30 protein-coding genes, 1 tRNA gene and 1 pseudogene are annotated in these 25,918 nt (G+C 67.6%); 9 read left to right on the forward strand and 23 right to left on the reverse strand.

Annotated features, from left to right (window positions below):
* The first annotated feature begins 257 nt into the window (after nt 1–257).
* Together ABZ374_RS45085 and ABZ374_RS45090 are read left to right on the forward strand one after the other, a co-directional pair.
* On the forward strand, nt 258–1,226 hold the full coding sequence (locus ABZ374_RS45085) for a Yip1 family protein (protein ID WP_360323831.1): 969 nt from the start codon (nt 258–260) through the stop codon (nt 1,224–1,226).
* A 373-nt stretch (nt 1,227–1,599) separates the two neighbouring features.
* Complete coding sequence (locus ABZ374_RS45090) at nt 1,600–2,202, forward strand: bifunctional DNA primase/polymerase (protein ID WP_360323833.1); 603 nt, start codon at nt 1,600–1,602, stop codon at nt 2,200–2,202.
* A 65-nt stretch (nt 2,203–2,267) separates the two neighbouring features.
* Here ABZ374_RS45090 and ABZ374_RS45095 read toward each other — a convergent pair whose 3' ends face one another.
* Both ABZ374_RS45095 and dcd read right to left on the reverse strand, forming a co-directional pair.
* Nucleotides 2,268–2,765 carry a phosphoribosyltransferase gene (locus ABZ374_RS45095; protein ID WP_360323835.1) on the reverse strand — a complete coding sequence of 166 codons (498 nt, stop codon included), beginning with the start codon at nt 2,763–2,765 and terminating at the stop codon, nt 2,268–2,270.
* Between the two features lie 77 nt (nt 2,766–2,842).
* Nucleotides 2,843–3,424, reverse strand: coding sequence for a dCTP deaminase (dcd, locus tag ABZ374_RS45100; RefSeq protein ID WP_360323837.1), 582 nt, complete (start codon nt 3,422–3,424; stop codon nt 2,843–2,845).
* 136 nt (nt 3,425–3,560) lie between these two features.
* On the opposite strand from dcd, the gene ABZ374_RS45105 reads away from it, so the two are divergent.
* Nucleotides 3,561–3,631: transfer RNA gene (locus tag ABZ374_RS45105), tRNA-Gly, on the forward strand.
* Nucleotides 3,632–3,696: 65 nt separating this feature from the next.
* On the opposite strand, the gene ABZ374_RS45110 is transcribed toward ABZ374_RS45105, so the two are convergent.
* The 6 genes and pseudogenes from ABZ374_RS45110 to ABZ374_RS45135 form a co-directional block, all read right to left on the reverse strand.
* Entirely contained in the window at nt 3,697–4,851 is a 1,155-nt protein-coding gene (locus ABZ374_RS45110; RefSeq protein ID WP_360323885.1) for a tyrosine-type recombinase/integrase, read from the reverse strand.
* Entirely contained in the window at nt 4,851–5,057 is a 207-nt protein-coding gene (locus tag ABZ374_RS45115; RefSeq protein ID WP_360323887.1) for an excisionase family DNA-binding protein, read from the reverse strand. Before ABZ374_RS45115 ends, ABZ374_RS45110 begins: the two co-directional genes overlap by 1 nt.
* A 214-nt stretch (nt 5,058–5,271) precedes the next feature.
* On the reverse strand, nt 5,272–5,577 hold the full coding sequence (locus ABZ374_RS45120) for a hypothetical protein (protein ID WP_360323839.1): 306 nt from the start codon (nt 5,575–5,577) through the stop codon (nt 5,272–5,274).
* Between the two features lie 41 nt (nt 5,578–5,618).
* A pseudogene (locus ABZ374_RS45125) lies at nt 5,619–5,834 on the reverse strand (hypothetical protein); the annotation flags it as partial.
* A complete protein-coding gene (locus ABZ374_RS45130) occupies nt 5,827–6,318 on the reverse strand; it encodes a hypothetical protein (protein ID WP_360323841.1) in 492 nt (163 codons plus the stop codon). The pseudogene ABZ374_RS45125 and the gene ABZ374_RS45130, both read right to left, overlap by 8 nt.
* Nucleotides 6,319–6,844: 526 nt before the next feature.
* Complete coding sequence (locus ABZ374_RS45135) at nt 6,845–7,762, reverse strand: aminoglycoside phosphotransferase family protein (protein ID WP_360323843.1); 918 nt, start codon at nt 7,760–7,762, stop codon at nt 6,845–6,847.
* A 292-nt stretch (nt 7,763–8,054) separates the two neighbouring features.
* Here ABZ374_RS45135 and ABZ374_RS45140 point away from each other — a divergent pair, with 292 nt between their 5' ends.
* Nucleotides 8,055–8,774, forward strand: a complete 720-nt coding sequence (locus tag ABZ374_RS45140; protein WP_360323845.1) for a hypothetical protein — start codon at nt 8,055–8,057, stop codon at nt 8,772–8,774.
* Between the two features lie 6 nt (nt 8,775–8,780).
* Here ABZ374_RS45140 and ABZ374_RS45145 read toward each other — a convergent pair whose 3' ends face one another.
* Both ABZ374_RS45145 and ABZ374_RS45150 read right to left on the reverse strand, forming a co-directional pair.
* Nucleotides 8,781–9,437 (reverse strand): hypothetical protein, encoded by a 657-nt coding sequence (locus ABZ374_RS45145; protein ID WP_360323847.1) that lies wholly within the window; start codon nt 9,435–9,437, stop codon nt 8,781–8,783.
* Nucleotides 9,434–10,252 carry a TIGR04255 family protein gene (locus tag ABZ374_RS45150; RefSeq protein WP_360323849.1) on the reverse strand — a complete coding sequence of 273 codons (819 nt, stop codon included), beginning with the start codon at nt 10,250–10,252 and terminating at the stop codon, nt 9,434–9,436. Before ABZ374_RS45150 ends, ABZ374_RS45145 begins: the two co-directional genes overlap by 4 nt.
* 1,105 nt (nt 10,253–11,357) lie before the next feature.
* On the opposite strand from ABZ374_RS45150, the gene ABZ374_RS45155 reads away from it, so the two are divergent.
* Entirely contained in the window at nt 11,358–11,837 is a 480-nt protein-coding gene (locus ABZ374_RS45155) for a hypothetical protein (protein WP_360323851.1), read from the forward strand.
* Between the two features lie 638 nt (nt 11,838–12,475).
* Here the strand turns inward: ABZ374_RS45155 and ABZ374_RS45160 are convergent.
* The 6 genes from ABZ374_RS45160 to ABZ374_RS45185 form a co-directional block, all read right to left on the reverse strand.
* The gene (locus ABZ374_RS45160) at nt 12,476–12,994 is read right to left on the reverse strand and encodes a helix-turn-helix domain-containing protein (protein ID WP_360323853.1); all 519 of its coding nucleotides are present in this window, start codon (nt 12,992–12,994) and stop codon (nt 12,476–12,478) included.
* A gap of 66 nt (nt 12,995–13,060) precedes the next feature.
* The gene (locus tag ABZ374_RS45165; RefSeq protein WP_360323855.1) at nt 13,061–13,447 is read right to left on the reverse strand and encodes a type II toxin-antitoxin system RelE/ParE family toxin; all 387 of its coding nucleotides are present in this window, start codon (nt 13,445–13,447) and stop codon (nt 13,061–13,063) included.
* A 558-nt stretch (nt 13,448–14,005) separates the two neighbouring features.
* Entirely contained in the window at nt 14,006–14,362 is a 357-nt protein-coding gene (locus ABZ374_RS45170; protein WP_360323857.1) for a VOC family protein, read from the reverse strand.
* Between the two features lie 35 nt (nt 14,363–14,397).
* Complete coding sequence (locus ABZ374_RS45175; RefSeq protein WP_360323859.1) at nt 14,398–14,916, reverse strand: SRPBCC domain-containing protein; 519 nt, start codon at nt 14,914–14,916, stop codon at nt 14,398–14,400.
* A 50-nt stretch (nt 14,917–14,966) separates the two neighbouring features.
* The gene (locus ABZ374_RS45180; protein ID WP_360323861.1) at nt 14,967–15,305 is read right to left on the reverse strand and encodes a metalloregulator ArsR/SmtB family transcription factor; all 339 of its coding nucleotides are present in this window, start codon (nt 15,303–15,305) and stop codon (nt 14,967–14,969) included.
* Entirely contained in the window at nt 15,302–15,769 is a 468-nt protein-coding gene (locus ABZ374_RS45185) for an SRPBCC domain-containing protein (protein WP_360323863.1), read from the reverse strand. Before ABZ374_RS45185 ends, ABZ374_RS45180 begins: the two co-directional genes overlap by 4 nt.
* 456 nt (nt 15,770–16,225) lie before the next feature.
* On the opposite strand from ABZ374_RS45185, the gene ABZ374_RS45190 reads away from it, so the two are divergent.
* Entirely contained in the window at nt 16,226–17,212 is a 987-nt protein-coding gene (locus tag ABZ374_RS45190; RefSeq protein WP_360323889.1) for a zinc-binding dehydrogenase, read from the forward strand.
* Between the two features lie 21 nt (nt 17,213–17,233).
* On the opposite strand, the gene ABZ374_RS45195 is transcribed toward ABZ374_RS45190, so the two are convergent.
* Nucleotides 17,234–18,238 (reverse strand): nitrilase family protein, encoded by a 1,005-nt coding sequence (locus ABZ374_RS45195; protein WP_360323865.1) that lies wholly within the window; start codon nt 18,236–18,238, stop codon nt 17,234–17,236.
* Between the two features lie 223 nt (nt 18,239–18,461).
* On the opposite strand from ABZ374_RS45195, the gene ABZ374_RS45200 reads away from it, so the two are divergent.
* On the forward strand, nt 18,462–19,448 hold the full coding sequence (locus ABZ374_RS45200; RefSeq protein ID WP_360323867.1) for a LysR family transcriptional regulator: 987 nt from the start codon (nt 18,462–18,464) through the stop codon (nt 19,446–19,448).
* A gap of 139 nt (nt 19,449–19,587) precedes the next feature.
* On the opposite strand, the gene ABZ374_RS45205 is transcribed toward ABZ374_RS45200, so the two are convergent.
* The 4 genes from ABZ374_RS45205 to ABZ374_RS45220 form a co-directional block, all read right to left on the reverse strand.
* On the reverse strand, nt 19,588–20,067 hold the full coding sequence (locus ABZ374_RS45205) for an Rrf2 family transcriptional regulator (protein ID WP_360323869.1): 480 nt from the start codon (nt 20,065–20,067) through the stop codon (nt 19,588–19,590).
* Nucleotides 20,068–20,150: 83 nt separating this feature from the next.
* The gene (locus ABZ374_RS45210) at nt 20,151–20,900 is read right to left on the reverse strand and encodes a hypothetical protein (protein WP_360323871.1); all 750 of its coding nucleotides are present in this window, start codon (nt 20,898–20,900) and stop codon (nt 20,151–20,153) included.
* Between the two features lie 532 nt (nt 20,901–21,432).
* Nucleotides 21,433–22,782, reverse strand: coding sequence for a hypothetical protein (locus tag ABZ374_RS45215; protein WP_360323873.1), 1,350 nt, complete (start codon nt 22,780–22,782; stop codon nt 21,433–21,435).
* Between the two features lie 113 nt (nt 22,783–22,895).
* Entirely contained in the window at nt 22,896–23,411 is a 516-nt protein-coding gene (locus ABZ374_RS45220; RefSeq protein ID WP_360323875.1) for a SigE family RNA polymerase sigma factor, read from the reverse strand.
* A gap of 162 nt (nt 23,412–23,573) precedes the next feature.
* Here ABZ374_RS45220 and cspE point away from each other — a divergent pair, with 162 nt between their 5' ends.
* Entirely contained in the window at nt 23,574–23,783 is a 210-nt protein-coding gene (gene cspE, locus ABZ374_RS45225; RefSeq protein WP_360323877.1) for a transcription antiterminator/RNA stability regulator CspE, read from the forward strand.
* 132 nt (nt 23,784–23,915) lie between these two features.
* Here the strand turns inward: cspE and ABZ374_RS45230 are convergent, their stop codons facing one another.
* Together ABZ374_RS45230 and ABZ374_RS45235 are read right to left on the reverse strand one after the other, a co-directional pair.
* Nucleotides 23,916–24,206: an MTH1187 family thiamine-binding protein gene (locus tag ABZ374_RS45230; RefSeq protein WP_360323879.1), complete on the reverse strand. Its 291-nt coding sequence runs from the start codon at nt 24,204–24,206 to the stop codon at nt 23,916–23,918.
* 53 nt (nt 24,207–24,259) lie between these two features.
* Nucleotides 24,260–25,183, reverse strand: coding sequence for an alpha/beta hydrolase (locus ABZ374_RS45235; protein WP_360323881.1), 924 nt, complete (start codon nt 25,181–25,183; stop codon nt 24,260–24,262).
* Nucleotides 25,184–25,350: 167 nt separating this feature from the next.
* Here ABZ374_RS45235 and ABZ374_RS45240 point away from each other — a divergent pair, with 167 nt between their 5' ends.
* Entirely contained in the window at nt 25,351–25,701 is a 351-nt protein-coding gene (locus tag ABZ374_RS45240; RefSeq protein WP_360323883.1) for a hypothetical protein, read from the forward strand.
* The last annotated feature ends 217 nt before the right edge of the window (nt 25,702–25,918 follow it).

The following is a 25,918-nucleotide window of genomic DNA, read 5'->3' on the forward strand; positions in this document are numbered from 1 at the left end:
AAGCAGGCGGGCGAGGCCAAGGAGGAACTCCGCGTCGTCGACGTGGCCCAACTCCTCCTGCAATCCGTGCAACTCCCCGAACCACCGGCGACCGAAGCGGCACCGGCGGGCGCGGGGGCCGAGTAGGGCTCGTGTGACGCGTGGTGCGACCGCCGTCGACTCTCCTTCGAAGAGTCGACGGCGGTCGCTTTTTTGTGCCCGAATTACGACCGTCCCGAGACGACGCGGTGAGTCGAACTGCCGGTACCGTCATTGATGTGACTGGCAATGGACCCTACGACCCGTACCGGCAACAGCCCCCGCCTGCCGGCCAGGGTTACCCACCTCAGCACGGCGGGGCGAACGGCGATCCGTACGGTGGCCAACAGGGCCACTACGGGGGCCAACAGGGGTATGGGCAGCAGGGCTACGGCGGGCAACAGGGGCACGACGGGCAACCGGGGTACGGGCAGCAGGGGTATGGGCAGCAGATTCCCCCGCCGCCTCCGCCTTCGTCGCCGCAGGGTGGACAGGGCGGCGGCTCGGGCGACCCGAACTACGGACCGCTGTCGCTGCCCGACGAGACGAGTCTGTACATCTACGGGGCGCCGCCCGAGGAGTACACGACGGTGACGCCCGCGGTGTCGCCTCGACAACAGCAGCAGTACCCGCAGCCGCCGCAGCAGTTCAGCGGTCCGCCGCCGCGGCACCTGCACTGGAAAGAGGTCCTGAGCGGGTTCGCGCTGCGCCCGTTGCGCACCATGGACGCGGTCCGCGACCAGGCGGTGTGGTGGCCGGCGCTGATCATGTCCGCGCTCGGCGGCGCACTCGCGGTGTTCGCGAACGACGCGTCCCGCAAGGAACTCGTCGACTCGACGATGAGTACGAGCGTGCCCGCGCTCGGCATGGTGGTCGTCATGGTGCCGGCGTTCTGCGCACTGCTCGGGCTGGTGTCGCATGCGCTCGCGACCCAGTTCGGCGGGAACGGGTCGCCGACGCCGTTCATCACGCTGTCGATGATCCTGGTCTGGATCGCGGACGCGCCGCGGTTGGTGGTCGCGCTGTTCGCGCCCGACGACAATCCGATCGTGGCCGGCATCGGCATCGCGTCGTTCGCGCTGACCGCGTGGCTGCTGACGATGTTGATGACGCGGGTGCACGAGTTGCCGTGGCCTCGGGCGCTGGGGTGTGTCGCGGTGGAGTTGATCGCGTTGCTGTTGGTGTTGAAGCTGCCGTTGACGTCCTGACGTCCTGACGTCCTGACGTCCTGACGGCTTGGGCTTGGCGGCTTCGCGGCCTGACGGCTGGGCGGCTTGGTGGTTGGGCGGCCTGACGGCTGAGCGGCCTGGTGGCCGGACGGCTCGGCGGCTTGGTGGCCCGACGTCTTCGGGTCCCGGCGTTTCGGTGGGGTGGATGGCGGCGGTGGGGGCGGTGGCGGTCTGACGTCGGGTCAGGCCGGGCGGGAAGCGTGCCGGCAGTGGACCGGGTGGACCACAAGTGGCACGGTCGGCCCGCGTTGCGGATCTGTTCGGCAACGGCTTCGAGCGGTGTACTCGTAGAAGTACACCCGTCCGCGCGCGACATCTCGTCGTCATCGCGGCTGCGAGGAACGGAACGGACATGCTTGTGCGGCAACGCACCCGGGCTGCGCTCCAGGCCGCCGCCCTCTTCTACGTCGTGGATCGGGGTTGGCCCGTCCTACCCGGTGCCTACGTCGAAGACGGCCGATGTTCGTGCGGGGACGGCGATTGCCCGGACCCGGGCGCCCACCCCGCCGCGGAGCCCGGGCTGACCCGGGCCACCCGATCCACCGACGACGTCTGGGAATGGTGGAGCGGCAAGCCGTATACGGTCCTGCTCGCGAGCGGCCTGGAGTTCGACGTCCTGGACGCCCCGGCGCAGGTCGGCTACGCGGCGATCCGCCAACTCGAGGTGATCGGGCTGCCGCTGGGGCCGGTCCTGCATCTACCGGGCGAGCGGCTCTTGTTCCTGGTCGACCCGGGGGCGCGCAACCTCTACTGGTACACGGTCGACCACAACGACACGGCCCGGTTCGACGTCCGCCACCACGCGGTGGGCCACTTCGTACCGGCCCCGCCCTCGTCCACCGCATGCGGCGAACGCACCCGCTGGGCGGTCCCGCCGGACCCGATCGAGCGCGGGCTGCCGGGTGCGGTGGACGTGCTGGGCGCGTTGATGCGGTTCAGCACGCAGGGGCGCTGAGGGCGCGGTGCGCCGCCGCCCCGTCCCTGTGCCCGTGCCCGTGCCCGGTGCCGAATGCGCCCCGCTCAGGCGTCGAGGATCTGGCCCTGGCGGGTGACCACCGGCGGCTGCACGGACCACGGGAAGTTGATCCAGTCGTCGGTGTGCTTCCACACGTACTCACACTTGACCAGCGACTGCGGCTTCTCGTAGACGACCGCGCACCGCACCTCGGCGACATTGCCCTCGCAGAAGTCCCGGACCAGCAGCAGCGTCTTGCCGGTGTCCGCGACGTCGTCCGCGATCAGCACCTTCTTGTTCGAGAAGTCCACCACGTCCGGCACGGGCGCGAGCATCACCGGCATGTCCAGGGTGGTCCCGATCCCGGTATAGAACTCGACGTTGACCAGGTGCAGGTTCTTCACGTCCAGCGCGTACGCGAGCGCACCCGCCGCGAACACGCCGCCGCGGGCGATGGACAGGATGATGTCGGGCTCGTACCCGTCCTCCGCGACCTGCGTCGCCAGCTCACGCGTGGCCTGGCCGAACAGCGGCCAAGTGAGGTTTTCGCGCACGTCACTCATGTCCGGGTATGCCCATCTTCGTCTTCGCTGCGGGAGGGTCGGTCGCGGTACGGACGGGATCGCCGCCTCGCCGCGATCTAGTCGCGGACGTTCGTCCGGTGGAAGTCCTTGAACGAGCGGGAGGGGGTGGGCCCGCGCTGTCCCTGATACCGCGACCCGTACACCGAGGACCCGTACGGGAACTCGGCCGGCGACGACAACCGGAACATGCACAACTGGCCGATCTTCATCCCCGGCCACAACTTGATCGGCAACGTCGCGACATTGGACAGCTCCAACGTCACGTGCCCCGAGAAGCCCGGGTCGATGAACCCGGCGGTGGAGTGCGTCAGCAGCCCGAGCCGCCCGAGCGAACTCTTCCCCTCCAACCGGGAGGCCACGTCATCCGGCAACGACACGACCTCGTAGGTCGAACCGAGCGCGAACTCACCGGGATGCAGGATGAACGGCTCACCGTCCGGCGGCTCGATCATGCGGGTGAGATCCGGCTGCTCGACGGCGGGATCGATGTGCGGGTACTTGTGGTTCTCGAAGACCCGAAAGAACCGGTCCAGTCGAACGTCCACACTCGACGGCTGAACCATGGCCGGCTCGTAGGGATCGATCCGAACCCGACCGCAGTCGATCTCCGCGCGAATGTCCTTGTCCGATAGAAGCACGTGGAAAGGGTAATCGCAGCCCCCCGGATCCACCCAAACGCTCCGCCCCGCCCGGCCCGCGCAACGAATCGTTGCTGCAACCACACTCGACCATCCGGTACAGTGACGGTGCAGGGTTCCCCTTGGGGCGCCTGATGCGGGCGTAGTTTAATGGTAGAACATGAGCTTCCCAAGCTTAGAACGCGAGTTCGATTCTCGTCGCCCGCTCCGTTCATGAAGGCCCAGGTCACGGACATGATCCGTGACCTGGGCCTTCGCCGTTTCCAGGCTCGCTACGCCTCGCGTGCCAGATCCGTTCCAGATGCGCGCTGATCTTGGGGCTGGACCTTCTTGATCCGCTTCGCGATCGCGTCGGCGATGGCTTGGTCCCGGCCCGCGCGAGCGTGCTGGTAGATCAGGGCCGCGCGGGACGTGGACTGGCCCATGCGATCCATGAGCTCTCGGAGGGTGGCGCCGGTCTCGGCGGCCAGGACGTTGCCGGTGTGGCGTAGGTCGTGAAAGTGCAGGTCGCTCACGCCGAGGTGACGGGTACCGCGGCGCCAGACCCGGGCGAAGTTGCAGCGGCGGAGAGCGGCGTCCTTCGGGCCGACGAAGAGCAGGCCGTCCGGCTCCTTCTCGGCGAACCACTCCACGTGGCGGCGCAGGTCGAGCAGGATCGGCGCGGGGATGGTCACGGTGCGCTTGCCCGCGGCCGACTTGGGCGGGCCGGTCACGCGTTGGCCGTTGCTCATCTCGATGGCGGACACGTCGATGCGGATGGTGCCGGCGTCGAGGTCTACATGGTCACGTCGGAGCGCGGCGAGTTCGCCCCAGCGCAGGGAGCCGAAGGCGGCGAGGAGGACGAGGGCCCGGTAGCGAGGGCCGACGCCGTCCGCGAGGGTGAAGACCTGTTCGAGGGTGAGGATCGGGCGTTCGGGAGCCTTCTCGTCACCGCCGCCCTTGATGCGGCACGGGTTGCGGCGGATCAGGCCGTCGTCCACGGCAGTGTTCATGATCGCGCGCATGAGCCGGTACGACTTGGCGGTGGTCGACAGGCCAAGGCCGCCTTCCAGGCGAGTGGCGCGCCAGCGACGCACGTCAGCCTCCTTGATCGCCGGAATAGCTGCGTCGCCGAACGTGGGCTTCAGGTGGATTCGGAGCAGGATGCTGTACAGCTCACGCGTACGAGGCCGGAGGTTTGGCCGCTCCTTGATCCAGGCTGTGGCGAAAGTGCCGAAGACCATGTCGCCACGTGGATCGATCCAGTCGCCGCGCCGCATCTCCGATTCGGTGTCGGTAAGCCACTCTTCGGCAGCCGTCTTGGTGACGAAGGTCCGGTCGGCGTTGATCAACTTGCCGGTCGGGTCTGGGTACCGCGCCTGCCACTTCTTCGACGGCAGTTGCCGGACCGCGCCGAAGCGACGACGCCTTCCTTTGTTATTGGGCATCAAGCGGCCCTTCTGTGAGTCGTGCCGGATTCGACGCGTCCGGCTGAGATGAAGGCTTCGACTGCGTCCGTCGGTATGCGGACGTGGCGGCCGATCCGAACGAAAGTGATGCGTCGCTCTGCGATAAGGCGACGAACAAAGCGCTCGCCGACGTTGAGCCGGTCGGCGGTCTGGGGGACGGTCAGGAGCCGTCCGGTCTTGTTGATCACGGGATCAAGTCCCCTCGCAGGTCAGGACGTCAGGTCGATTCCTGTTGGGGCCCGTATGTGAGGGGACCTCGGCTGTGTTGTCTCGACACCGTTGGGCGTTTGGTCGGTGCGAGCCGGCCTGTGGCGGCCGTTGCCGAATATTGGTCCGGTGGTGCGTTGGTCCGGCCGGGTGCGCGGGAGCGCTCTGCGTACCCGACCGGGGTGTGTGGGGTCAGGCCGCTTCGTCGTGCGCGGCGATGTGATCCAGCTCTGCACAGAGGCCGTTGGCGAGGAGCGTGGCCAGGCGGTGGACTGCGTCGGCGGGGACGGGGCCGAGGTTGACCAAGCCGTCACCGTGTACGTTCACTTCCGCCTTGAGCGCTCCGAAACCGTCGTTCAGGCCGGCTGTTGTGAGGCGTTTGGCGAGTTCGGTCGTGGCGTTGTTCGCCGTGCGCCAGCCACGGGCGTAGGGGATGCCGGCGTGCAGAACCTCGGCAGGTGGTGCGCACGTTCGAGCGTTGTCGGCTGCGGGGCGCATGGCGATACCTCCTGTCAGGCGGGGTTCTTCTCTGCTGTGGCGAGGAGTTCGGCGAGCCGGGTGGCGGCTTCCGGTGTGGTGCGGCCGAGTTCGACGAACCCGTGGCCGAAGGCGTTGACGTCGGCCCGGAGGTAGGGGAAGTGCTCAGCGAGGCCAGCAGCGATCAGCACGTCTCGGAGAGCCGCGACGGCGGACCGCGCCTCGTACCAAGCCGTGGTGTCGATAGGCGACCAAGAAGCCGCATCCGGGTCACTCATCGCCCGTGCCCTCGGCTGCGGCAGACAGGTTGCGCAACGCGATCAGGAGATGAACGGTGAGCACCGCGACCGCACCACGGTCGAGCGTGGATTCCTCCGTGGGTTTGCTGAGCCACTGGTACCGGTCTCCGGCTTCGACGTCCCGCCCGGGGACCACCAGGTACCCGCCGGTCGAGAGGTAACGGTACGGCACGTCCCCGCGCAGAACCGTCAACGCGCCCGCGAAGAAGGGCTCCCCGACCGGCGCGATGAGGAACGCAACCTTTCGAGCCTGGTGGTCGATGACAGACGGCGGGGCCAGGGAACCGAGACGCCGATACCAGTCGACCGCTTCGATGCCCAGCCGGTCCGCCACGATGACCGCGTCCACGACGTGGCCGGTCGCCCACAGCCGAGGTGCCCGGGGGTGTCCGGTCTTGGCCGAGGTACCGAGGGCTGCGAGCAGCCAGGCACCGGCGGATTCACCCGCCTGATGAAGCGTCATGTTCATCTCCCGAAGCCCGCCGGTCGTTCCGCCGGGCATCACCACGATGCGACGGCGGCACCGGTCCGAGGCAGACGGCAAGGGATGACAAGGGGTGACACGGCTTGTCACCTAAGCGCGCGTCAGCAAGATCAACTCACTGCGATTCTTTGACGACGCTTCGTGTGCGCGAGCATGATGGCTTGATCTGGCTCCGCTTCCGGGGAGGCGATTCGTGGTGTCGACCACCACGCCGTATCAAGCCGATCTCCTACGCGCGGCCCGAAATCACCTCGGGTGGAAAAAGCCCCGTCTCGTCTACGCCCTCCGCCAGCCCACCTGGCGGCCGGAGAACCCGAACTCGCCTGCCGCAGCACCCTCACCGCACTGAAGCTCGGACGGCAGCTCAAGTCCGCCCGATGCGTGACCTATCTATCCGAATTCCGCACAAAATTGGCGATGTTCGCAACCTCAGCTTCAGTTGCCGAATTCCTGGAAGAGGCCGAGAGCCACCGCCTGTGGCAGCAGGCCGCGAGTTGATCCGACCTCAGAACGGCTTCCACCCGTGCCGGTCGGCACCGGATCGCAGGTCAGACAGGCGCCGCGCGACCTCCACCGTCACCGCAACGTCACCGGCCATGTTCTGCGTCAGCCACACGGTCATCATCAACTCACGCATGTCGGCAAGCACCGGATAGCCGTACCAGTTCATGACGTCGAACCCGTACGCGTGCACGAACGCCTCGTACTCGGCCCGGGTGTGCCACCCGTACCGCTCGTAGTACATCGCAGTCAGCACCAGGTCCCACTCGCGTGGCCCAAGCGCGAACCCATCCAGGTCGATCAGGACCGCCCGCCCGGCATCGTCAAGGAGCGCGTTCCCGACGTTCGCGTCCCCGTGCACGAGCCCGAACGGAAGCACGAACTCCAGAGCGTCATACCGCTTACGCAGTTCCTCGGCCCGCTGCCGAAGAAACCCACGGTCCTCATCGCCCAACGCCACCGCGGCGTCGATCCGCCCCCAGGTCGCCGCCAACGGCTCCAGATACGGCAGCCCCAGCGACTCCGGCTCCGCCAACCAGTGCAACCGCCGCAGCAGCTCGGCCAACGCGACCACACCCGCGAACCGCTCCTCGTCGGCCACCAGTTCCCAGAACGTCACCACCCGCCCGTCAACCACGAGCGGTTGCCGAATCCTCGAAACGACCCGCACCGCCGGGAACCCCACCTCGGCAAGCCACCGAGCAGCAGCCACAGTCCGCTCGTGCTCATCAACCCGATCCGCCGACCGCGCCACCCGCACCACAACCGGATCGCCCAACCGAAAGACAGCGTTCTCCCCAAGCCGCAGCAGAGACGCCCCCTCAGCGCTCAGCCCAGCCACAGCACACGCCGAGCCCAACACCTCCCGAGCGTGCTCCGCAGTAAACGCACCACCGGCCCCAGACACCCCGCCATCCGCCATACCGCGAAGCTACCCGCATCCCGAGCCCGGCCGACCCACCAACGGCGTCCAATCGACCATTGCCGAATTTGGCTCTACTGGATCAAGGGCGGCGCGTGCGGCGTGGCCGCCGATCACAGCGGGGCCCTCAACACGCCAGCTGGAACACCCTGTTCATCTCGTGCCTACGAGATCGCGTGACCAACACCGTGCACGCGCAAGGGAGTAGCATTATCGCAACGTCGGGGCGAGATGATCATGTACTCAAACCGTGGTGTCCGGCCTAAGGCCTTGAAGCTACGTCGGGAGTTCCGTGAGCAGCGAACCTCTGCAGGCACCGCAAAATCCCGAGGACCTCTACCTCTACGCAGATCCAGACGATCCGGTACCAGCTCATCGGCCGATCAATCAAGGCGACTGTTTCGAAGGTGTTCGCCTCTCAAATGGACCACTGATCGACCGCGCCATGCTTGTGGCACACCCCTGTGCCATGCGAAAAGGTAATGAACTCCGCCCGGAGCTAGTCGTTGCCGAAATCTCACCCTACCCGGGAATTTCTGCAACCAAATGGCCGAATGGCCACTACGACGTAATGCCTCTACCCGCATTCACAGGGACCAGCATCAGTACCGCCGTCTATCTTCATCGCTTGAATAGCGTGAAATCGGAAGACCTACTCGTCGCCAAGCGCATTGCAGCTCTTACGAATTATGGGCAAGTCGTATTCTTGCAGCGCTGGATCCATCATCTTTCACGCTTGACCGTAAAAATCGACGAGATCATGGGGCAGATTCGGCCCGTATATTCTGAAGTAGATATGCAGGAAGACTGGTGCGAGGCCGCCCTGTCGGTTGAAACAAGCACCGACGAATCATATGAAGCGATTCTTCATGAAGCCAGTACTTCATTTCAGGATTTCCTTGGAGACCCAAGGAAGGACGACTCCCGCCGGAATTTGATGAAAGAAGAATCGGGCCTAGTTCTCGTGCGCCAGCAAGTGGCTCTCGAACGTTTCCGACGTTACGGGAGATGAGGTCGTTTAAGAGGTCCGTGGACGCAACGAGCGGATGCCGTCCGAGTCCTCGTAAACTTCGTATTCGCGAGCGTAGCGACTGCGCCAATCGGGCGCATATTCGTCTAGAACCTGCGTTGGCAGCTTTCGCCGATATGCCAGGTCAAGAATCAGTTCATCTCGACCGAGCTTAAATAGCTGCATCACGCTGACAGTCGCGTCTGGGACGACAGGTGAAATAAAGAATGCACCAGGCTCTGCGACGCACGCTTCAGCCAGAAGGTCGAGAAGACCTAGGAGCTTTGCCACCGCCATCCGCTTGTCCGGAGTCGCCTCACCACCTCGCCTCCACTTACGGACTGCGGACGGGGATACACCCACAGCTTCAGAGATCTCACTCCAACCAAGCCCGATAGAGTCCGATAGCTCAGTGAGCATTTGCTCTAAAGTCATTTCATGGCTTTTTTGAGCTGCTCGGTCTTGAAGTGATTCGCCCTGCGCGCCTCTATGGAGAGTTTCCACTTCTTGGCCCAGAAGTGTAACGTCATCGCGCAGGCCTGCAGAGACATTGCGAAGTCGTTCAAGCTCGGGAGTAGTGTCTGCGGTCGGCACCGAGAGAACATCAGGGTATTTGATACTGGCCGATGCCGTTGCAGAACGACGCATAATTCCACCCTTGGTCACAGCGCCACACTCCTGAAGTGATCGGTCGTCGCCCAGAGGAACAGATCTTCGATCGGCGCATGCAGGGACAAAAGGGTCTTCACGAGGGCTTGTGGATCGAAATCGTTTGCATCCCCGTGCTCCCGAGGCCAAAAACCGTCCAGATCAACAACGAACAGCGGATCATTCGATGCGGGGGATTCTCGTCTCAGGGGTGTAGGCCCGATCACACTGCCGCTCTCAAGGGCGACGAGGCGCATAGTGACAGCACGATTTCCCGAGAGTTTCGCGGCATAGACACTCTGATAGCCAGCTGTATCGGTCACCGCGTCCTCAGGCAAGCCAGTTCCCCTCAGGGCGACTTCCGCACCTGCGACCATACAAAGAGCATCAGAATTTACGACCTCACGCCAATCCAATATTCTCTCGATCGGCGATGGCGACCGCAATTCATTCACATAGCGCAGGCCAACTCTCTCCACAATTGCCGGGCGGGCTACCTCGGACGCAACTTCGATACATTTTTGGAATATCTGCGAAAATACATCAATGCCCGGATATCTCGTCGTCTCAAGAGTCACACTGCTGGTCGTGAGCATCAGAGAAAATCCAGATGCTTTATCCATCAGACGAAGTGCTGTCTCTTGGCTCTGACCCGGGAGTTTTTCCGCCCCCCACGTGAAAGTAGTGCGCTGTTCTCGGTGAGGGACAACTAGGCTTGGTACAGACGTAGTAATTGCAGCAATCATTGCGTCGTCGATCAACGCTGGCGTATACGCTGTACGTACTTCTGCCGCTACAAACACGAGTGGGCGGGGCACTGGACTCTTGTCCATGCGGACTCCTTCTCGCGTCGTCGGAACCATGGTGGACGCATCGCAACCCTACTGCACATGGGTAGACCTGAGTACCCATACAAGCACTCAGAGCGCACCAGAAACGCACTGATAGCCGTACCACGACGTCCGTGCCCGGCAGGCAGCGACACTCTTGCCAGCCCCAGTGCCAGAGCGATCCTGCGGCTTGACGCTCGTTTGGCCCATGGGGACACGCGAAAACAGAGCGAACCACCGTCCAGTGACACGGGGTCGGGCCTGCTCCCACGCAGGTCAGTGCCCAACGTCTTCCAAACGCCCTTCGCCCCCGGAGTTGTGTAATGCGAGCCTGAAGTGGAGGCTCCGGCCGTCGGTCGGGGAGGTCGGCTCGTGCCAGAAGCCGAGGTTCATGGGTGGTGCTGGTCCTGGAAGCGGTCCCCTCCTCGTTTTGGCTCCCACTTGTGGGAAAGCGCCAGCCAGCCGGGGGTCCTGGCCTGTCTCTGCCCTTCGCGTGCCCCGAAGGCTTGGGAGCCACGGGTACTGGCCGTCAGAGTTGGCGGAGATTCACCGATACGCCAGCACAGGCCCCGCATAGGCAGCCGAGCGTCACCATCCGGGGACGTCCAGACGAGTCGTCATAGATGATGAATGGCCGGGATACATACAGACAGGAGATCGCAGCTGTGCTGCGAGCCGACTGGGGGCCGGCGACGCGACCTTTGGCCGCGACCGGGGCGCGCTCGTTGCGTAGGACCACCGTTGGTGCTGGGCTTTGGGGGTCGGGCCGCGGTTGCCGAGCAGCCGGGTTGTTGGTCGGGTTGCGTGACCCGCGCGCATAAACCACGGCATGCCACCCGGTCCCCGGCATGCCGTGGACCGGGTGCGTGGGTTGGGTTTTGGGGGCAGCCGACTGGTTGTGCAGCATGCGTGTAATGATCTTGGAATTGGGTCGGCCTTGGCGCGGTTCATGTGCTGGTCAGAGGCCGATTTGGGGAATGGGCTCACACTCGCTCCGGAGCCGTGTGCAGGGCTCTGAGTCGCGTTCCTCGGACGCTGGTCGCTGGTTCCGCGTACCTTCAGACGTCGGGCACGCAGAAGCGCACCCGACGAGCAGGGGGGTTGCAGCATGGCGCTGATTCAGCGGAAGACTCCGGAAGAGCAAGCTCAGGCAGCGGCTGAGAAGGAGCAGAAGCGCCAGGCTGCCGAAGCCCAGCACCAGGCCGAGAAGATGGAGCGCAACCGCCAAGCCTTCTTTGCCGCGCCAGTCGGGCGTGCCCGCACGTCCTTCGAGCGTGGCGACTTGGTGTACCAGTACTCGTTCAGCGTGATGAGCCAACAGGCAATCATCGTGCCGATGGTTGGTAGCGGGACCGCACAGAAGACCAGCGACCCGCTTGAGGTCGTCAATGCAGTCTGCCGCGAGGGCTGGGAGCTCGTAAACGGCTCGTTTGTCTTCGTTGAACAGGGCCAGCAGAGCCGTGACAAGTTTCTTTCCTCGGGTCAAAACGTAGCCACCAAGGGCGAAACCGTTGGCTACTACCTCTTCAAGCGCAACGAAGCCAACCGGGTCGCGTCACCGGAGCCGTGGACCAACATCGCCGAGTAATCCGCTACGTGCGTCACACCGCTAGTGCAGTCGATCATGCCCGAAGGGGCGGCAGCCAGCGGTCGAAGGCAACTCCTGGGCACCCGGAACGAAGACGCGCACCAGAACGGGGCGCGGCTCAGGGATCCTCAGGGCACTCAGGGGATGAGCGAGCGCCCCGCCGCAGATGGGGACTTGCACAGGTCGCGGCAACCCTTCCAAGCTTGGCATCCCCGTTCGTCGGTTCGCGTGAAGCGAGCGCTCCACCCGGGAGAGGCAGGCTGTTCGCCGTGCCAGATGCGTGCCAGAACGGATGGAGAATCGCGGTCATCCAGGGGTACTGACGGCTTATCGAGCCGTGACGGCTGGCCAAGGCGCGTACCTGGTCACGGGGCATCCTCGCGTAGCGAGGGAACGGCGCTTCCCAAGCTTAGAACGCGAGTTCGATTCTCGTCGCCCGCTCGTGAGGCTGAGGCCCAGGTCACGGACATGATCCGCAGCCTGGGCCTTCGTCGTTCCCAGCTCGCTACGCCTCGCGTGTGGGGTCCGTGGTGGATGCGCGTCGATGTCGGCCCTGGAGCTTTTTGAGCCGCTCCGCGATGACGTCGGGAACGGCTCGGCAGCGCAACTGCCGCCTTCGAGGCAACGTCCGGTACCCGTTACATATCTACCCTTATCCGATGCACCGTGTTTCCGGCAGTGGTGGCGCTGCGAGGCTTGTGGGGGAGCCCGGTAAGCAGGGATTGGCCTCCGCGCGTCGTTGAAGTCGCGGGGACGCGACAAGCCGACCGAGTCGTCGAACGGGTTGCCCGGCGGGCAGCCGGCTTAAAGGTCACCACCGGGTTGTCAGTGAGCAATGCGACTGTGAAGTGCCCTCCCAAGGCGCGTCCCAGGCGGAGCAATGTCGGTGTGGTCACCGGTCGGCCGCCGTCCTCAAGGCGGCGGATGACCCGCTCGTTCATCCCCGCGCGGCGGGCGAGTTCCGCCTTCGTCCAGCCGAGTGCAATGCGGCGGTTGTAAACGGCTTGGGCCATCGCGTCACCGAGCGCGGCCTCCGCATACGCCTGGTCGAACTCCTCGACCTCGCCCGTGGTCATCGCATCCGCGTGGGATGTCTCAGGGACGGGCTCGGCAGCCGCCTTCGCGGCCCTGCGACGCATTGCCTCACGCGCATTCATCGTCCTGCCTCCGTCAGTCATCTCGTCCGTCGCCGTCGGTCTTCCCGGTTTGCCACCAGCCGTTCGTCACCGGCCGCCCAGTTCCAGCGGCTCCCCGGCGAAGGTGATCGCGACCGGCGCACCGGAGTGGTCGTTCTGGCATGTCTTCATCACCTGTCGGGCACGCTCGACATGCAGGTGCTCGTTCATCCTCTGCTTGCGGAACACCGTCAAGAGCACCGCGGTCGCGTCGGTGCGGATCCAGTAGGTGATCCGCACCGCCCGGTTCGCCAAATCGAACCGCAGCTCGAACAGCCCTTGACCGAGCGGCTTGGACCGGGGCATACCCATACGTTCGCCCTCGTTGGCCAGCCGTTCGACAAAGCGCTTAACCGTGCCCCGCTGGGCTGCGGGCAGCCCTTCAAGCCATGCCCGCACCTCGGGCTCCATCTCGATCGCGAACACACCACTCATGATACCGGACAATTTTGTCCGCCTTCGGGTGTCGCTGGGTGACTGTGCAGCGCATCGACCTCGTGTGCAGCGCAGGCCACGAATTTGCGGTCGTCATTGGCAACCGCGAGGGAGAGGAGTACATCGGCCTCGTCTCGTCGTAAAGCAGGGATCCGCGCTTCAGCTTGGAGGGCTGCCGTGCCAGATGTGTGCCAGGACATCTCGTCGCGCGCTCGTTGCACAAAGGCCCAGGTCACGAACATGATCCGAGACTTGGGCCTTCGTTGTTCCCGGGCTTGCTGCGGCTCGTGTGCCGGATTCTGGGGCTTCTCCCCGCTTCGCGGTGGCGTCGGCGAGGGCTTGGTCTCGGCCGGGGGTGTTCGAGGGCCCGGCTGGAACGGCGCTTCCCCGGCTTGGAACGCTGGTTTGGTTCTCGTCGCCCGCTCGTGAAGCCAAGGCCCAGGTCACGGACAGGATCCGTGACCTGGGCCTTTGTCGTTTCCGGGGTTGGTGCGGCTTGTGGGCCGGTGGGGTGTGGGGGCGCGTCTTTGGTTGTTGTTGGTGTGGGAGGGGTGGGGGTCAGTGCGGGGGGTTGGTGAATTGGATCAGTTGGAGGTAGTTGCCGTCGGGGTCTTGGAAGGTGGCGAATCGGCCGGCGGGGCGGGTGGTGGGTTCTGCGATCCAGGACACGCCGGCGGCGTTGAGTTGGGCCTCGTATGGGGGGAAGTCGTCTACGTGGAAGTTGAGGATCGCGCGGCCCGGTTCGGGGTTGGTGGGGCTTACGTCGTCTCGTTGGTCGATGACGAGTAGCAGGTTGCCGAGTGGGATGGGGCCGTCGCCGGTGTGGTCGGGGGCGAGGACCTTGAGGTACCAGGCGCGTAGTTCGTTGGCTCGGGTGCTGCCGAGGAGGATGCTTCCGGCGGGCATGGTGGGCATTTCGGTTCCTTTTGGTGGGTGGGGTCGGGCGATGGTTACCAGGGCTCGGGGAGGGCGGCTCCGGTGGTGATCAGGCTGCGGAGGCTGCCGTTGATGTAGTGGAGCCAGGCGGTGGAGCAGGCGCCGAAGCACTCGACGTCCGGGAGCAGGCCGACGTGGGTGAAGCGCAGCTCCGTGCCGGTGGGCGTGGGGGCGATGTCGAACACGATTTCGGTGCCGGTCCACTCGTCCGGCTCCGGGACGAAGGACAGGGCGCTGTCGGTGACCCGCCAGACGACGCGGCGGTTCGGGTCGAGTTCGACCACGCGCTGGCGGCTGTAGTGCTGCGGGGGGTGGCGGTAGCTGAACTCGGCGTCCTGGGTGTCGGTTGGGCCCTCGATCTGCCCGGTCCACCAGGCGCGGACGTCGAGGATGGCGGCGAAGACCTCGGCTGGTGACCGGTCGACCGTGTAGGAGGTCGAGTAGCCGCCGGCGAGGGGCGCCGTGTCCGGTGCGGTGGTTGGGGCGGTGGTTGGTGCGGTGGTTTCGGGGGTGCTTGCTGATCGGGTTGTCATGGGTGATCGCGTCCTGGTTCGGTGTTCCGGTGTGCCGGGGGCGGGTGTGGTCAGTTGCGCTTGGCCTTTTGGATGCGTTCGGCGATCTGCTTGATGCGTTGCAGGCGGGCGTCCCAGGTGGCACCGACGGCGGACAACTGGGCCACCGCGCGGGCGAGTTGGGCCTCGTCGACGTTGTAGCGGCGCTCGCGGCCGGCCGGGGTCGCGTGTACCAGGCCGACGCGGTCCAGGACGCCGAGGTGCTTGGCGACCGCCTGCCGGGTGACGGGGAGGCGCTCGCTGAGTGTGGTGGCCGTACCGCCGCCGTGGGCGAGGAGCAGGTCGAGCATGCGTCGGCGGGTCGGGTCGCCGACCGCGGACCACAGGTCGTCGTCGATCGTGGTGTTCACGGCCGCGCCCCCAGCTTGGCGGCGTACGTGACCAGGCGCGGGAGGAAGAGGTCCCAGCCGTGGACGTGCTCGTGGTACGCCTCCTCCAGTACGGCGGCCTCCCACCCGCGCTCGCGGAAGCCGGTCTCCCGGAAGCGCAGCAGCGTGCCGTCGCCGGACGGTACGAGGTCGAAGGTCACCAGGAGCGAGTTCGTCTCGGTGGCCGGGCTCTCGTCGTAGACCCAGCGGAACACGAACCGGCGGGGCGGGTCGGCCTCCAGCACGGTGAGCGGCACGATCGTCGCGTCGGGCGACGTCGGGTCGCCGAAGGTGATCGCGCCGGTGGCACCCGGGACCGGGACGAGGTCGGCGTCGTCGGGCCACCACTCGCGCAGGTGTTCGGGTGAGCTGATCACCTCGTAGACCACGTCGGGGGCGGCATCGATGTGGAGCTCCTGCTCGATGCTTCCGTACTCCATCTCCATGTGATCCTCCTGAACGCCTTGACGCAACCATCGGTTGCACTTCCAACGTAACCCGCGCATCCCACTGACGCAACCTTTCGTTGCGCATGCGGTGAGCAAGCGTCGGAACGGTCGACCGGCGGGCGTTGGATCGGTCGCCCCGGCCGCCCGCCGACCCGGGACACCCGCGCCCCGCCCCCTGGCCGGCCTTCACCTCACGCGGCCCGCGCACCAGGGTCGGCGAGAGCCGAATGTGCCCGGGGGGACCCGAATCCCGAGACGGTGCGCGGTTTCACCGGCGTGCCCACGATCGGGGACGTGATTCGCGATGGGGCGGAGGCGTCCTGGCCCGTGGCCCGCTTCCGGGCGACGTCGTGGGCGCGGCGGGTCGGTGAAGGACCGGGAGGCGGCGACCGCTCATAGTGTTCCGGTATCGGCGGGCCGGGTGATCGGTTGGAGGGTTCGGTGGGCGGGACGATGCGGGCTGTGGTGTTGAGCGGGCCCGGGCCGGTGGAGAACCTGGCGGTGCGGGAGCTGGCGGTTCCCGAGGTGCGGCCGGGGTGGGTTCGGGTTGCGGTGAAGGCGTTCGGGCTCAATCGGTCGGAGTTGCATACGCGGCTCGGGCTGGCCGAGGGGGTCACGTTTCCGCGGGTGCCGGGGATCGAGGCCGTCGGGGTGGTGGATGCGGTCGATCCGGCCGATGTGGGGCGTGCTCCGGCGGTCGGGCGGCAAGTGGTGACGATGATGGGGGACATGGGGCGTACCTACGACGGCGGGTACGCGGAGTACACGTTGGTGCCGGTCGAGCAGGTCATCGCGTTTTCGTCGGAGTTGGCCTGGGACGTGGTCGGGGCGGTGCCGGAGACGTTGCAGACCGCCCATGGGTCGTTGACCACCGGGTTGGATCTGGCCGCCGGGCAGACCCTGCTGGTTCGCGGGGGGACCTCGTCGGTCGGGTTGGCGGCGGCGGCGTTGGCCAAGGGGCTCGGGGCGACCGTGTTGGCGACCACTCGCAAGGCCGCGAATGTGGACGTACTGAAGGCTCAGGGGGTCGACCACGTGCTGGTCGACGACGGGAGAATCGCCGGGGCGGTTCGGGCGCTGTATCCCGATGGGGTCGATGCCGCACTGGAGTTGGTCGGGACGCCGACGCTGCCGGACACGCTGGCCGCCACTCGGGTGCACGGCACGGTGTGCTTCACCGGCATGTTGTCCAATCAGTGGCTCGTACACGACTTCTACCCGATCGGGTATCTGCCGAAGGGCGTTCGGCTGACCGCCTACGGGGGCGACAGTGGTGACCTGCCGGGCGAGGTGTTGCAGCGCTACCTCGACGAGATCGCCGCGGGACGGATTTCGTTGGGGCCGACGCACGTGTATCGGCTGGACGAGATTCGTCAGGCCCACACGGATATGGAAATGGGCCGTGCCGTGGGCAAGTTGGTGGTGTCGACCGGTCGCTGAGCCGGGACCCGGCCCGCCTCCCTACGCCGCCCCGGGACCGCTGCCACCGGGGTCCAGGGTCGGCGGGTCGGCGGAGAAGCGGGCCGCCCTGGCGTCGCGTTCGTCGCCGAAGTGCCGGGTGAGGATGTCGTAGAGGGCGGGCCGGCGGCCCTTGAGCCAGCGGCGTCCGGTGGACATCGGGATCAGGGACAGGTCGATGTCGGCGCTGACCATGGCGTCCGCGGCGGCGGAGGTCTCGGTGAGGATGCGCCCGTAGGGGTCGAGGATCATCGCGTTGCCGGTACGGACCTCGTCGTCGTCCCGGCCCACGCCGTTGCTGAAGATCAACGCCAGGCCGTTGTCGTGGGCCCGGGCCGGGAGCCAGCGCATCAGCCAGGCTCGGCCGCTTTCGCCGCGGAAGGCCGCTTCGATGGCGGTGGGGTCGCGGTGGCGGCCCTCCCACAGGGCCATCGGGATCGGACGCATGGCGTGTGGGCTGCGTGAGGCGGTGCCGCCGGTCTGGTGCGGGGCCACCAGGATCGAGGCGCCGAGCAGGGCGGTGGCGCGGACGTTCTCCACCAGGTTGTTGTCCCAGCAGATGAGGATGCCGACGCGGGCGCCCCACGGGGTGTCGAAGACGGTGTAGCGGTCGCCGCTGGAGATGGCCTCGTGTTCGAAGGCGTGCAGCTTGCGGTGACAGTGCACTCGGCCGTCCGGGAGGCAAACGGCGTACGAGTTGTAGAGGCGGCCCTCGGCCGGGTCGATTTCGAGGAAGCCGAGGCCGGCGGCGATGCCCAGCTCCATGGCGAGCCGGCGCACATGCTCAACGGACGGGCCGGAGAGCGGTTCGGCGAGTTCGCGCAGACGTTCGGGGGTGTGTCGGCGTAGGTGCCAGTAGCCCAGCAGACACATCTCGGGCAGTACGACCAGCCGGACCCCGTCGGCGGCTGCGGCGCGGACGAAGTGTTCGACGCGGGCGAGGTTGTGCGCCTTGTCGTCCGGGCGAGGCTCGAACTGTACGGCGGCGCAACGCAGCAACTGATCCATGGCGGCTCCCGTTCGTGGTGACGCGGATGGGTCTTACGCGGATGGGTCCGACGCGGCCGGTTCGGTCCGGCCCGAGGTGGTTCGATGCCGGCGAACGCGGGCGGGCCGGACCGACTCCCGGCCGGGCCGTTCTCATCACAGCGGCCGGCACCGCTCGCCGTCCAATGAATGTTTGGGCCGTTTCGATAACCCGGTGGAATGGATCGCGGCCTAGGCTCGCGCCATGGACGTGCGTTTGTTGCGGGCGCTGGTGGCGGTGGCGGACTGTGGTGGGTTCGGGGTCGCCGCAGGACGGTTGTCGGTCAGCCAGCCCGCGTTGACCAAGCAGATCCAGGCGCTGGAGGCCGAGGTCGGCGGCGCGTTGTTCGTCCGAGGGCGGCAGGGGGCGGAGCCGACCCGACTGGGCCTGGCGCTGTTGCCCGAGGCACGTGAACTGGTCCGCCGCATCGATCTGTTGACCCGGCGGGCCGCACAGTTCAAGCGTGGGGAGGCGGGCAGTCTGGCGGTCGGGTTCGGGCTGTCCGGTATCGATCTGGCCCCGCAGGCCGTGGCGGCCTTTCGGCGGCGCTTCCCGGGCGTCGGGATCACGCTGGAGGACATGTCGTCCGCCGCGCAGATCGAGGGGGTACGGGCCGGCGACCTCGATGTGGGGTTCGTACGGCTGCCGGCGCCGGACGACCTGGCGCGGCTGGTGGTCCTGACCGACACCCTGGCGGTGGCCTCGCCCGGGGACCAGGAGCCGCCGCCGACGGATGCGGTCGGGGTCGCCGCGTGGTTGCGCGGGCGGCCGGTGGTGCGGCTGACGCGGGCCAAGGGGCCGGGGTTGGTGCGGCAGATCGAGCTGTTCGAGGGCGAGTTCGACGCGCGGCCCGAGTTGGTCCAGGAGGCGTCCGACCTCCAGACGGTGCTGGCTCTGGTGGCGGCGGGGGTGGGTGCGGCGCTGGTACCGGCGGGCGCCGCCGACATCGCGGCGGCCACGGTCCGGGTGACGCCGATCGAGTGCGACGGTGGGCGCGCTCGCGGATCCGACGCGGTGTCCTGGCGGATCGGCGCGGTCTGGGACCGGGCTCGGGCCACGCGGGCCCGGGACAACTTCCTCACCGTCGTTCGAGAACTCACCGACCGCCGTGACGCGGACATCTCCGACGGCGGCTCGGCCCGCCCGCCCGGCCGGGCCGGCGGACCCGACGGCTCTTCCGGCGTCCGGTAGAACGCGCACGGGAACGGCGGGCGGCCCGGGCTTCGCTCAGGCACAAGGGGTGTCCGGTCGGGTCGGTGAGAACTCGCCGATGGTCGTGCGGCCGCTGCTCCGGGAGCGCGGACCGCGCTCGTGCCCGGCGGAGGTCGGGTCAGGTCTTGGCGAGGCGGGTGCGGGTGAGTTCCGGCGTATCGGGAGAGCGGGATTCGACGGTGGCCCTGAGGTCGGCGAGGGTTTGGCCGGCCAGTTCCCGGCGCCAGGCGAGGTCGGCTCGGGACATGGCCTGGGCGACGGCGCACGAGGTGCGGTAGTCGGCCGTGGGGTCGGCGTCGGGGCCGTTGTGCAGGATCTGTTGGCAGCGGAAGGCCGGGTCGGGGCCCTCGATCGCGACGACCACGTCCATCAGGGTGATGTCCTTGAGGGCGCGGGCGAGCCGGAAGCCGCCGCGTGGGCCGGAGGTCGAGGTGACGATGCCGGCGCGGGCGAGCGCCTGGAGCTGCTTGTTCAGGTACGCGGCGGGCAGGCCGTAGAACGCGGCCAGTTTGGTGGCCGTGACGGCGGTGCCCGATTCGGCCCATGCCAGGTTGAGGCAACTGTGCAGCGCCCACTCCACGCCTTCGCTCATCTGCATATGCTGGACGCTACCCATCCAGAATACTCGGAACAACCCCGATTCCCCCGAACGGCCCCGGACCCGGGCGGGCTCGAAGGCGCCTACAGGGGCAGGTCGGCGAGTTGTTCGAGACGTCTGGCTCGGGCGATGGCGTCGAGGGGTGGGGACTCGATGCCGGTGCGGCAGCTTCGGCACCGGGCGCCGGGGACGAGGTCGGGGCCGGGACGGCCGCAGTCGGAGCATTCCACCAGGCGCGGGCGGCGCGACTGGGCCGGGATCACGGGGAGTTTCGGGGCCTTGGTGAGGCGGTAGTGCAGCAGGCCGGGCTTGATCCTCCGCCCCGGCGGTGGCAGGTCCTCGGTGAGTTCGCGGAAGACCTCGGCCTCGGTGTCGCCATCGGCGAGCCGGGCCAGCAGGAAGGGCACGAGGGTACGCAACTCCCGCTCCTTGAAGGCCAGTCGCTCGTCCACGTCGGCGAGCGAGCGCAGCAGCGCCAGGGCACGCACGGCGGGATCCTCGACGGACGCGGGGGTCCGCCCGTCACCGGCCGCGCGCGGCCCGGCCCATTCGGTGAAACGACCGAGCAGCCGCCCGGTCGTCGAGTCCCGTAAGCGCTTGGCCACCACGATGCCGGCTTCGGTGAGTTCACCAAGCACGCGGCGGGCGACGTGCGCGCCCACGTTGATGAGTTCGCGGATGGTGTCGACGGTCAGCGGGGTGCCCTCGGGCAGGACGTGGTAGCGGAGGGCCGCTTCCAACGCACGTCCGGAAAGGGAGCCGTATCGGGCCAACACGGCGACGACGGGGTCCTGGACAGGAGTGGGGGTATCGCTACCCTGTGATTCAGCCACGGCGAGGTCCTTCTCGTTCTGTGGTCAGGCCCTCGTCTCGGTGTTGGTAGCACCTGCGGGGGCCGAGTTACGTTTCGGGCAAGGAACAGCACACAGTGCGACGATGCCCGCCGTCAATCACCCTCACGAGTGACACTGCGTGGCCAAGCGCCCCCACCCAGGGCCGGCCGCCGCCGCGAGGCGGCCGGCCTAGTGGGTCCTAGAGGAGCGCCTCGTCCGCACAACGGAAAACCGCATCCACGGGCTGAGCTCGACATTCGGCCGAATCCTCGGATCGCCGCCCCGTACAGCGGAATTCACGCACATCGGTAAACCCGCCGAGCGGGCGGTTCGACGCCCGAAGGCCGAGGGTTCGTCGTCTGCACCGTCGTCGCTTCCTCGGGTGGTTGTCGCCGGGCGCCCGAACGCAGACATGCCTCTTACGTCCTCCGCGGTTCGGAAGAACCACCGAGGACGTAAGAGGATGTGAGAGGACGCAGGAGAACCTGCGCGGACGTGCGCGGACGTCAGCAAACCCCGGGAACCACCATGCCTACTGCCGCCAGCGCGGGTCCGCGGCCATCGTGCGAAGTTGGTCGAGGGTCAGCGCCGGTTCGCTCCGGGACGGCTCGGGCTTCCCTCCGGTGTACTCGAACAGGGCTCCCTCGGAGTCCGGGTCTTGGTTCAGGACGAGGCCGGGGCTGACGCCGTTCCCCGCGCTGACCCAGACCATGCGCCCGTCCGGGTAGCGCACGCTCGCGCGCCAGTCGAGGAACTCCGGCGGACCGTTGCCCACCGACTGCCGGACGGCGAGGGTCGTGGTGCCGTCGGGCAGAGTCTCGGTGCGGCAGTCCGCCCGCCCGGCGCAGGTCTCCAACGGCGTGTTCGGGTAGCCCATGCTCGCCGTGACCGTCGACCGCCCGCGCGCGTCGCCGATCACGAGCGTCGCACCGTATTCCGGCTCCCCCTTCGAGATGACGTTCGTGCCCGGTGGCAGCAGATCCTCCAGGACCGCGAGCATGCGCTTGTCCGGGGTGGGGAGCGCGGTCACGGCCCGGTCCCAGTGGGAGTCCGTGGCGATTCGGGTGAGGTCGGCTATCGTCAACCGCGGATCCTCGTGCACCCCGATCACCCCGTTGGCCGACCCGATGTGCTGGTCACGAACTCCCCCGCTGTGGGCGCCGACCGCGATCCGGCCACCGTCCGGCCGGTCCAGGACGACGCGCCAGAACCTTTGTCGAGCGTCTCCCCACGCGTTGGTATGGATCTTGGTGACGGTCAGCTTGGAGCCGTCCGCCCGCTCGGTGGTCTTGCACTCGTCATAGGGTCGACGACCATCCACCGCTCCGCAGTCGGTCAGCCGGGAGTCTGCGGTACCCGGGGCCGGCCGGGAGAGCTTGACCTCGACGCCGGATTTTCCGCGTGCGTCGGAGTACACCAGCTTCGCGAACGGATCCCGGGCAATCAGCGGCGGATCCTTGGGGGTGGCCTGCGAACCCTCGCCGGACACCTCGCTCACCTTCCCGGCCGCCGGCACCAGACTCTTGAGCACGGAGACCATCTGATTGCCCGTCACGGGCCACCCCGTGGGCAGTTCGGTATCCGGCACCGTGCGGCGGGACGCGGGCGAGCCGTCCGCCTCCAGGCTCCGGTCGAGGGCGACCCCGCCCCCCACCGCGGCGACCGTCAGCGCGCACGCGGCGGCACCGAGCCGGATACGCCGGCCCCGACGCAGTTGCCTCCCCCGCGCCACGCCTCGGGCAATCACCTCCGGGTCGTACGCGGGGAAACCGTCGACCACGGCGCTCAGGGCTCCCGGCAGGGCCTGCTCGAACTCCCGGTCGTGGTAGGGGACTTGCCGTTCCGAGTCCTGGGAGGCCGATCCAGGGCGGTCAGCGGCCACGATGCGATCACCGGTCCTTTCGATAGGAGCGAGCACGCGAAATTCGGCGAAGCTCGATGGGATGCACGAGGTGGGATGAAAACAACGGATATGCGCGCCCGAACGCGCCGACCTCACGGCCGGTCGAGGGCCAGCCCGGCCAACTGATCGCCCAGCAGGCCGCGCAGGCGATCCAGCGCGCGGTGCGAGCGCACCCGCACCGCTCCCTCGGACAGGTCCAACATCTCGGCGGTCTGCTCCACCGAGCGGTCCTCCCAATAGCGCAGGACCAGCACCGCCCGATCCTGCGGCGCGAGTGCGGCCAGACCGTCGAGAAGGGCGAGCCGCAGCTCGGGATCCCCCGTCGCTCGATGCGCCCGCTCGGGCACGGAGTCGGTCGTGCGCTCGGTGGAACTCTTCCGGCGCTGCTGGGCGATATAGATACGGACCAGGGTGGTGTGCGCGTATGCGAACGGCCACTCCATCCGACTGACCTTGCGCCACCTCGGATACAGCCTGCCGAGGGTCTCCTGGAGGAGATCCTCGGCGCCGTGCCAGTCCCCCGAGGTGAGCAGGCATGCGGTACGGAACAGCCTGCGGCTGTATGTCGCGGCGAACTCCCGGAACTCCGCGTCACTCGCGCCGGGCATGCGTTGGCCCCCGTTCGTCGACGTCACCAAAGCAATGAGGTGGAGCCGACGATTCGTTACAGCCCCGCCGATCGGGTTCCTGGTTTCCGGTACCCGTCGCGTTGGGCAGGCTCGATGAGCGCGTAACCACGCGGTACTTCGGAGTTCGGGAGAGGCGACCAGATGGCCAGGATCAAGGGGAGCGTGAAGTGGTTCAACGAGGCCAAGGGATTCGGCTTCATCAGCCCGGAGGACGGCAGCAAGGACGTCTTCGTGCACTTCAGTGCGATCCAGAGCAATGGCTTCAAGACGCTCGCCGAGGGCCAGTCGGTCGAATTCGAGATCCAGGACGGCCAGAAGGGCCCGAGCGCCGCCAACGTGCTCGCCGTCTGACCTGATCCGCCCTGCCGAGGGAGCCAAGCGCCTCGGCACCGAAGCACCGCACCACCGCGACACCGCGATCGTGGCCACGAACCCGGTTCACCGACTCGTGGCCACGACGGCGCGGCGAGGCCGCCGCGCGAGCTACGCCAGATACCGCTCGATCGTTTCCACCTTCGCGGTCAGCCCGTCCACGACCCCGTCGCGGATGTCCGCCTTGAGCACCAGGCTGACCCGGTTCGAGCGCGCCTTGACCGCCTCGACGGCCGCCTTCACCACGGCCATCACCTCGTCCCACTCGCCCTCGATCGAGGTGAACATGGCATCGGTACGGTTCGGCAGCCCACTGGCCCGCACCACCCGGACGGCTTCCGCGACCGCCTCCCCGACGTCTTCACCGACACCGAGCGGGGACACCGAGAACGCCACGATCACGACAACACCTTCCGCAGCCCGACCATCGTCGTCCCCAGCCTAGATCCCGCCCGCTACGCGACCTCGAACGCCACCCGCAGGGCTCGGCGGATGTCGGCCGTCGCGCGGCGCGAGACGTCGGCGGCCGGGATCGCGTTGGAGCCGTGGAAGGTGCCCGGGCGATGGTGGAGTTCGACGCGCACACCGGCGCGGATCAGCCGGCACGCGTACTCGATGGCCTCGTCGCGCAGCGGGTCCAGCTCGTTGGCGGTGATGTACGCCGGAGGCAGGTTCGTCAGGTCCTCGGCGCGGGCCGGCGCGGCGTACGCGGTCGGCTCGGCGCCGGCCAGGTAGTACTGCCAACTCAGCGCCGCCTGGTGCCGGTCCCACAGCGGCGCCGTCTCGAACTCGCGCATCGACGGGGTGTCCAGACGATCGTCCAGCACGGCCGTGTCCAGCACCTGGTACACCAGCGCCGGACCGCCCTCGTCCCGCGCCCGCAGCGCCAGCGCCGCCGCCAGGGCGCCACCCGCGCTGACCCCGCCCACCGCGATCCGGGCCGGGTCGGCGCCGAACGAGGACGCGTGCTCGGCCACCCAGCACAGCGCGGCCCACGCGTCCTCGAAACCGGCCGGGAACGGGTGCTCGGGCGCGAGCCGATACTCCACACTCACCACGACGCAACCGACCTCCAGCGCGGTGGCCACGCAACTGCCGTCCGAGCTGTCGACGTCGCCGAACACAAAGCCGCCGCCGTGGAACCACACCAGCACCCCGAGCGCGCCGGCCGGCCCGGTCGCGGCGGCGTCCTTGGGCAGGTAGATCCGCACCGGTACGTTCCCGGCCACGATCCGGTCCTCGACCAGCAGGCCGTCCGGGCGCTGCACCGGCTGGGTGCGGGCCTGCTGCGACGCGCGGAAGGCCGTCGGGTCGGCAATGTCCACGGTCGGCAGGTACGGGAGGACCGCGAGCAATTCGGGGTCTATGCGGTGTTCCATGCCGCGGAAACTAGCAGCGGATGCCGGCAACTTCCATGACGGTCCGTCAGATCCGACCGAAGCGAGGCGGAAGTCACTCCGTCGGCGGCACCGGAAGGCTCCGGGCGACCGCCCCCACCTGCGAAATCCGCTTTCACCCGGACCACCCGCGGACGCACCATGTGGCCATGAACGCGATCCCCACCACGACGCTCTGGCGGCCGACCGGACCGGCCGAATTGGAGCTGGTGCGCGAGTCCGGCTGGACCGCGTGGCCGCCCAGGCTGCCCGACCAGCCGATCTTCTATCCGGTGCTGAACGAGGACTACGCGATCAAGATCGCCCGCGACTGGAACGTACCGGCCTCCGGCGCCGGCTACGTAACCCGCTTCCACATCGAAACCGAGTACGTGATCCGCTACCCGGTACGCCAGGCCGGCGGCCGAACCATCCTCGAACTCTGGGTCCCCGCCGAAGACCTGCCCGAATTCAACCGCCACATCATCGGCCCGATAGAACTCGTCCACGAGTTCCACTGACCCACCCCACCCCGACCCGCCCCCCAGCGGCCCCACCCACCCCGGGCAGCCCCCACCCCCGACAGACCACCCACACCCGCCGCCCCACCCCCAGGCGCGTCAGCGCCCCCGACCCAGCCCCACCCCGGTGATCGACGCGCGCAGCGCGGAGAGCGGCGGAGCCGCAAAACAAAGACTTCGTGCCCCGTAGCGAAGCGAAGGGACACGAAGTCACGAG

The sequence above is a fragment of the Embleya sp. NPDC005971 genome (assembly GCF_040629175.1).
GTDB lineage: Bacteria > Actinomycetota > Actinomycetes > Streptomycetales > Streptomycetaceae > Embleya.

Excerpts from the sequence above, each read along its gene's own strand:
- ABZ374_RS45090 (WP_360323833.1), top strand. The coding sequence starts at position 1,600 with ATGCTTGTGCGGCAACGCACCCGGGCTGCGCTCCAGGCCGCCGCCCTC.
- ABZ374_RS45095 (WP_360323835.1), bottom strand. The coding sequence starts at position 2,765 with ATGAGTGACGTGCGCGAAAACCTCACTTGGCCGCTGTTCGGCCAGGCC.
- ABZ374_RS45110 (WP_360323885.1), bottom strand. The coding sequence starts at position 4,851 with ATGCCCAATAACAAAGGAAGGCGTCGTCGCTTCGGCGCGGTCCGGCAA.
- ABZ374_RS45120 (WP_360323839.1), bottom strand. The coding sequence starts at position 5,577 with ATGCGCCCCGCAGCCGACAACGCTCGAACGTGCGCACCACCTGCCGAG.
- ABZ374_RS45130 (WP_360323841.1), bottom strand. The coding sequence starts at position 6,318 with ATGACGCTTCATCAGGCGGGTGAATCCGCCGGTGCCTGGCTGCTCGCA.
- ABZ374_RS45135 (WP_360323843.1), bottom strand. The coding sequence starts at position 7,762 with ATGGCGGATGGCGGGGTGTCTGGGGCCGGTGGTGCGTTTACTGCGGAG.
- ABZ374_RS45150 (WP_360323849.1), bottom strand. The coding sequence starts at position 10,252 with ATGGACAAGAGTCCAGTGCCCCGCCCACTCGTGTTTGTAGCGGCAGAA.
- ABZ374_RS45155 (WP_360323851.1), top strand. The coding sequence starts at position 11,358 with ATGGCGCTGATTCAGCGGAAGACTCCGGAAGAGCAAGCTCAGGCAGCG.
- ABZ374_RS45160 (WP_360323853.1), bottom strand. The coding sequence starts at position 12,994 with ATGAATGCGCGTGAGGCAATGCGTCGCAGGGCCGCGAAGGCGGCTGCC.
- ABZ374_RS45165 (WP_360323855.1), bottom strand. The coding sequence starts at position 13,447 with ATGAGTGGTGTGTTCGCGATCGAGATGGAGCCCGAGGTGCGGGCATGG.
- ABZ374_RS45170 (WP_360323857.1), bottom strand. The coding sequence starts at position 14,362 with ATGCCCACCATGCCCGCCGGAAGCATCCTCCTCGGCAGCACCCGAGCC.
- ABZ374_RS45175 (WP_360323859.1), bottom strand. The coding sequence starts at position 14,916 with ATGACAACCCGATCAGCAAGCACCCCCGAAACCACCGCACCAACCACC.
- ABZ374_RS45185 (WP_360323863.1), bottom strand. The coding sequence starts at position 15,769 with ATGGAGATGGAGTACGGAAGCATCGAGCAGGAGCTCCACATCGATGCC.
- ABZ374_RS45190 (WP_360323889.1), top strand. The coding sequence starts at position 16,226 with ATGCGGGCTGTGGTGTTGAGCGGGCCCGGGCCGGTGGAGAACCTGGCG.
- ABZ374_RS45195 (WP_360323865.1), bottom strand. The coding sequence starts at position 18,238 with ATGGATCAGTTGCTGCGTTGCGCCGCCGTACAGTTCGAGCCTCGCCCG.
- ABZ374_RS45200 (WP_360323867.1), top strand. The coding sequence starts at position 18,462 with ATGGACGTGCGTTTGTTGCGGGCGCTGGTGGCGGTGGCGGACTGTGGT.
- ABZ374_RS45205 (WP_360323869.1), bottom strand. The coding sequence starts at position 20,067 with ATGCAGATGAGCGAAGGCGTGGAGTGGGCGCTGCACAGTTGCCTCAAC.
- ABZ374_RS45220 (WP_360323875.1), bottom strand. The coding sequence starts at position 23,411 with ATGCCCGGCGCGAGTGACGCGGAGTTCCGGGAGTTCGCCGCGACATAC.
- cspE (WP_360323877.1), top strand. The coding sequence starts at position 23,574 with ATGGCCAGGATCAAGGGGAGCGTGAAGTGGTTCAACGAGGCCAAGGGA.
- ABZ374_RS45235 (WP_360323881.1), bottom strand. The coding sequence starts at position 25,183 with ATGGAACACCGCATAGACCCCGAATTGCTCGCGGTCCTCCCGTACCTG.
- ABZ374_RS45240 (WP_360323883.1), top strand. The coding sequence starts at position 25,351 with ATGAACGCGATCCCCACCACGACGCTCTGGCGGCCGACCGGACCGGCC.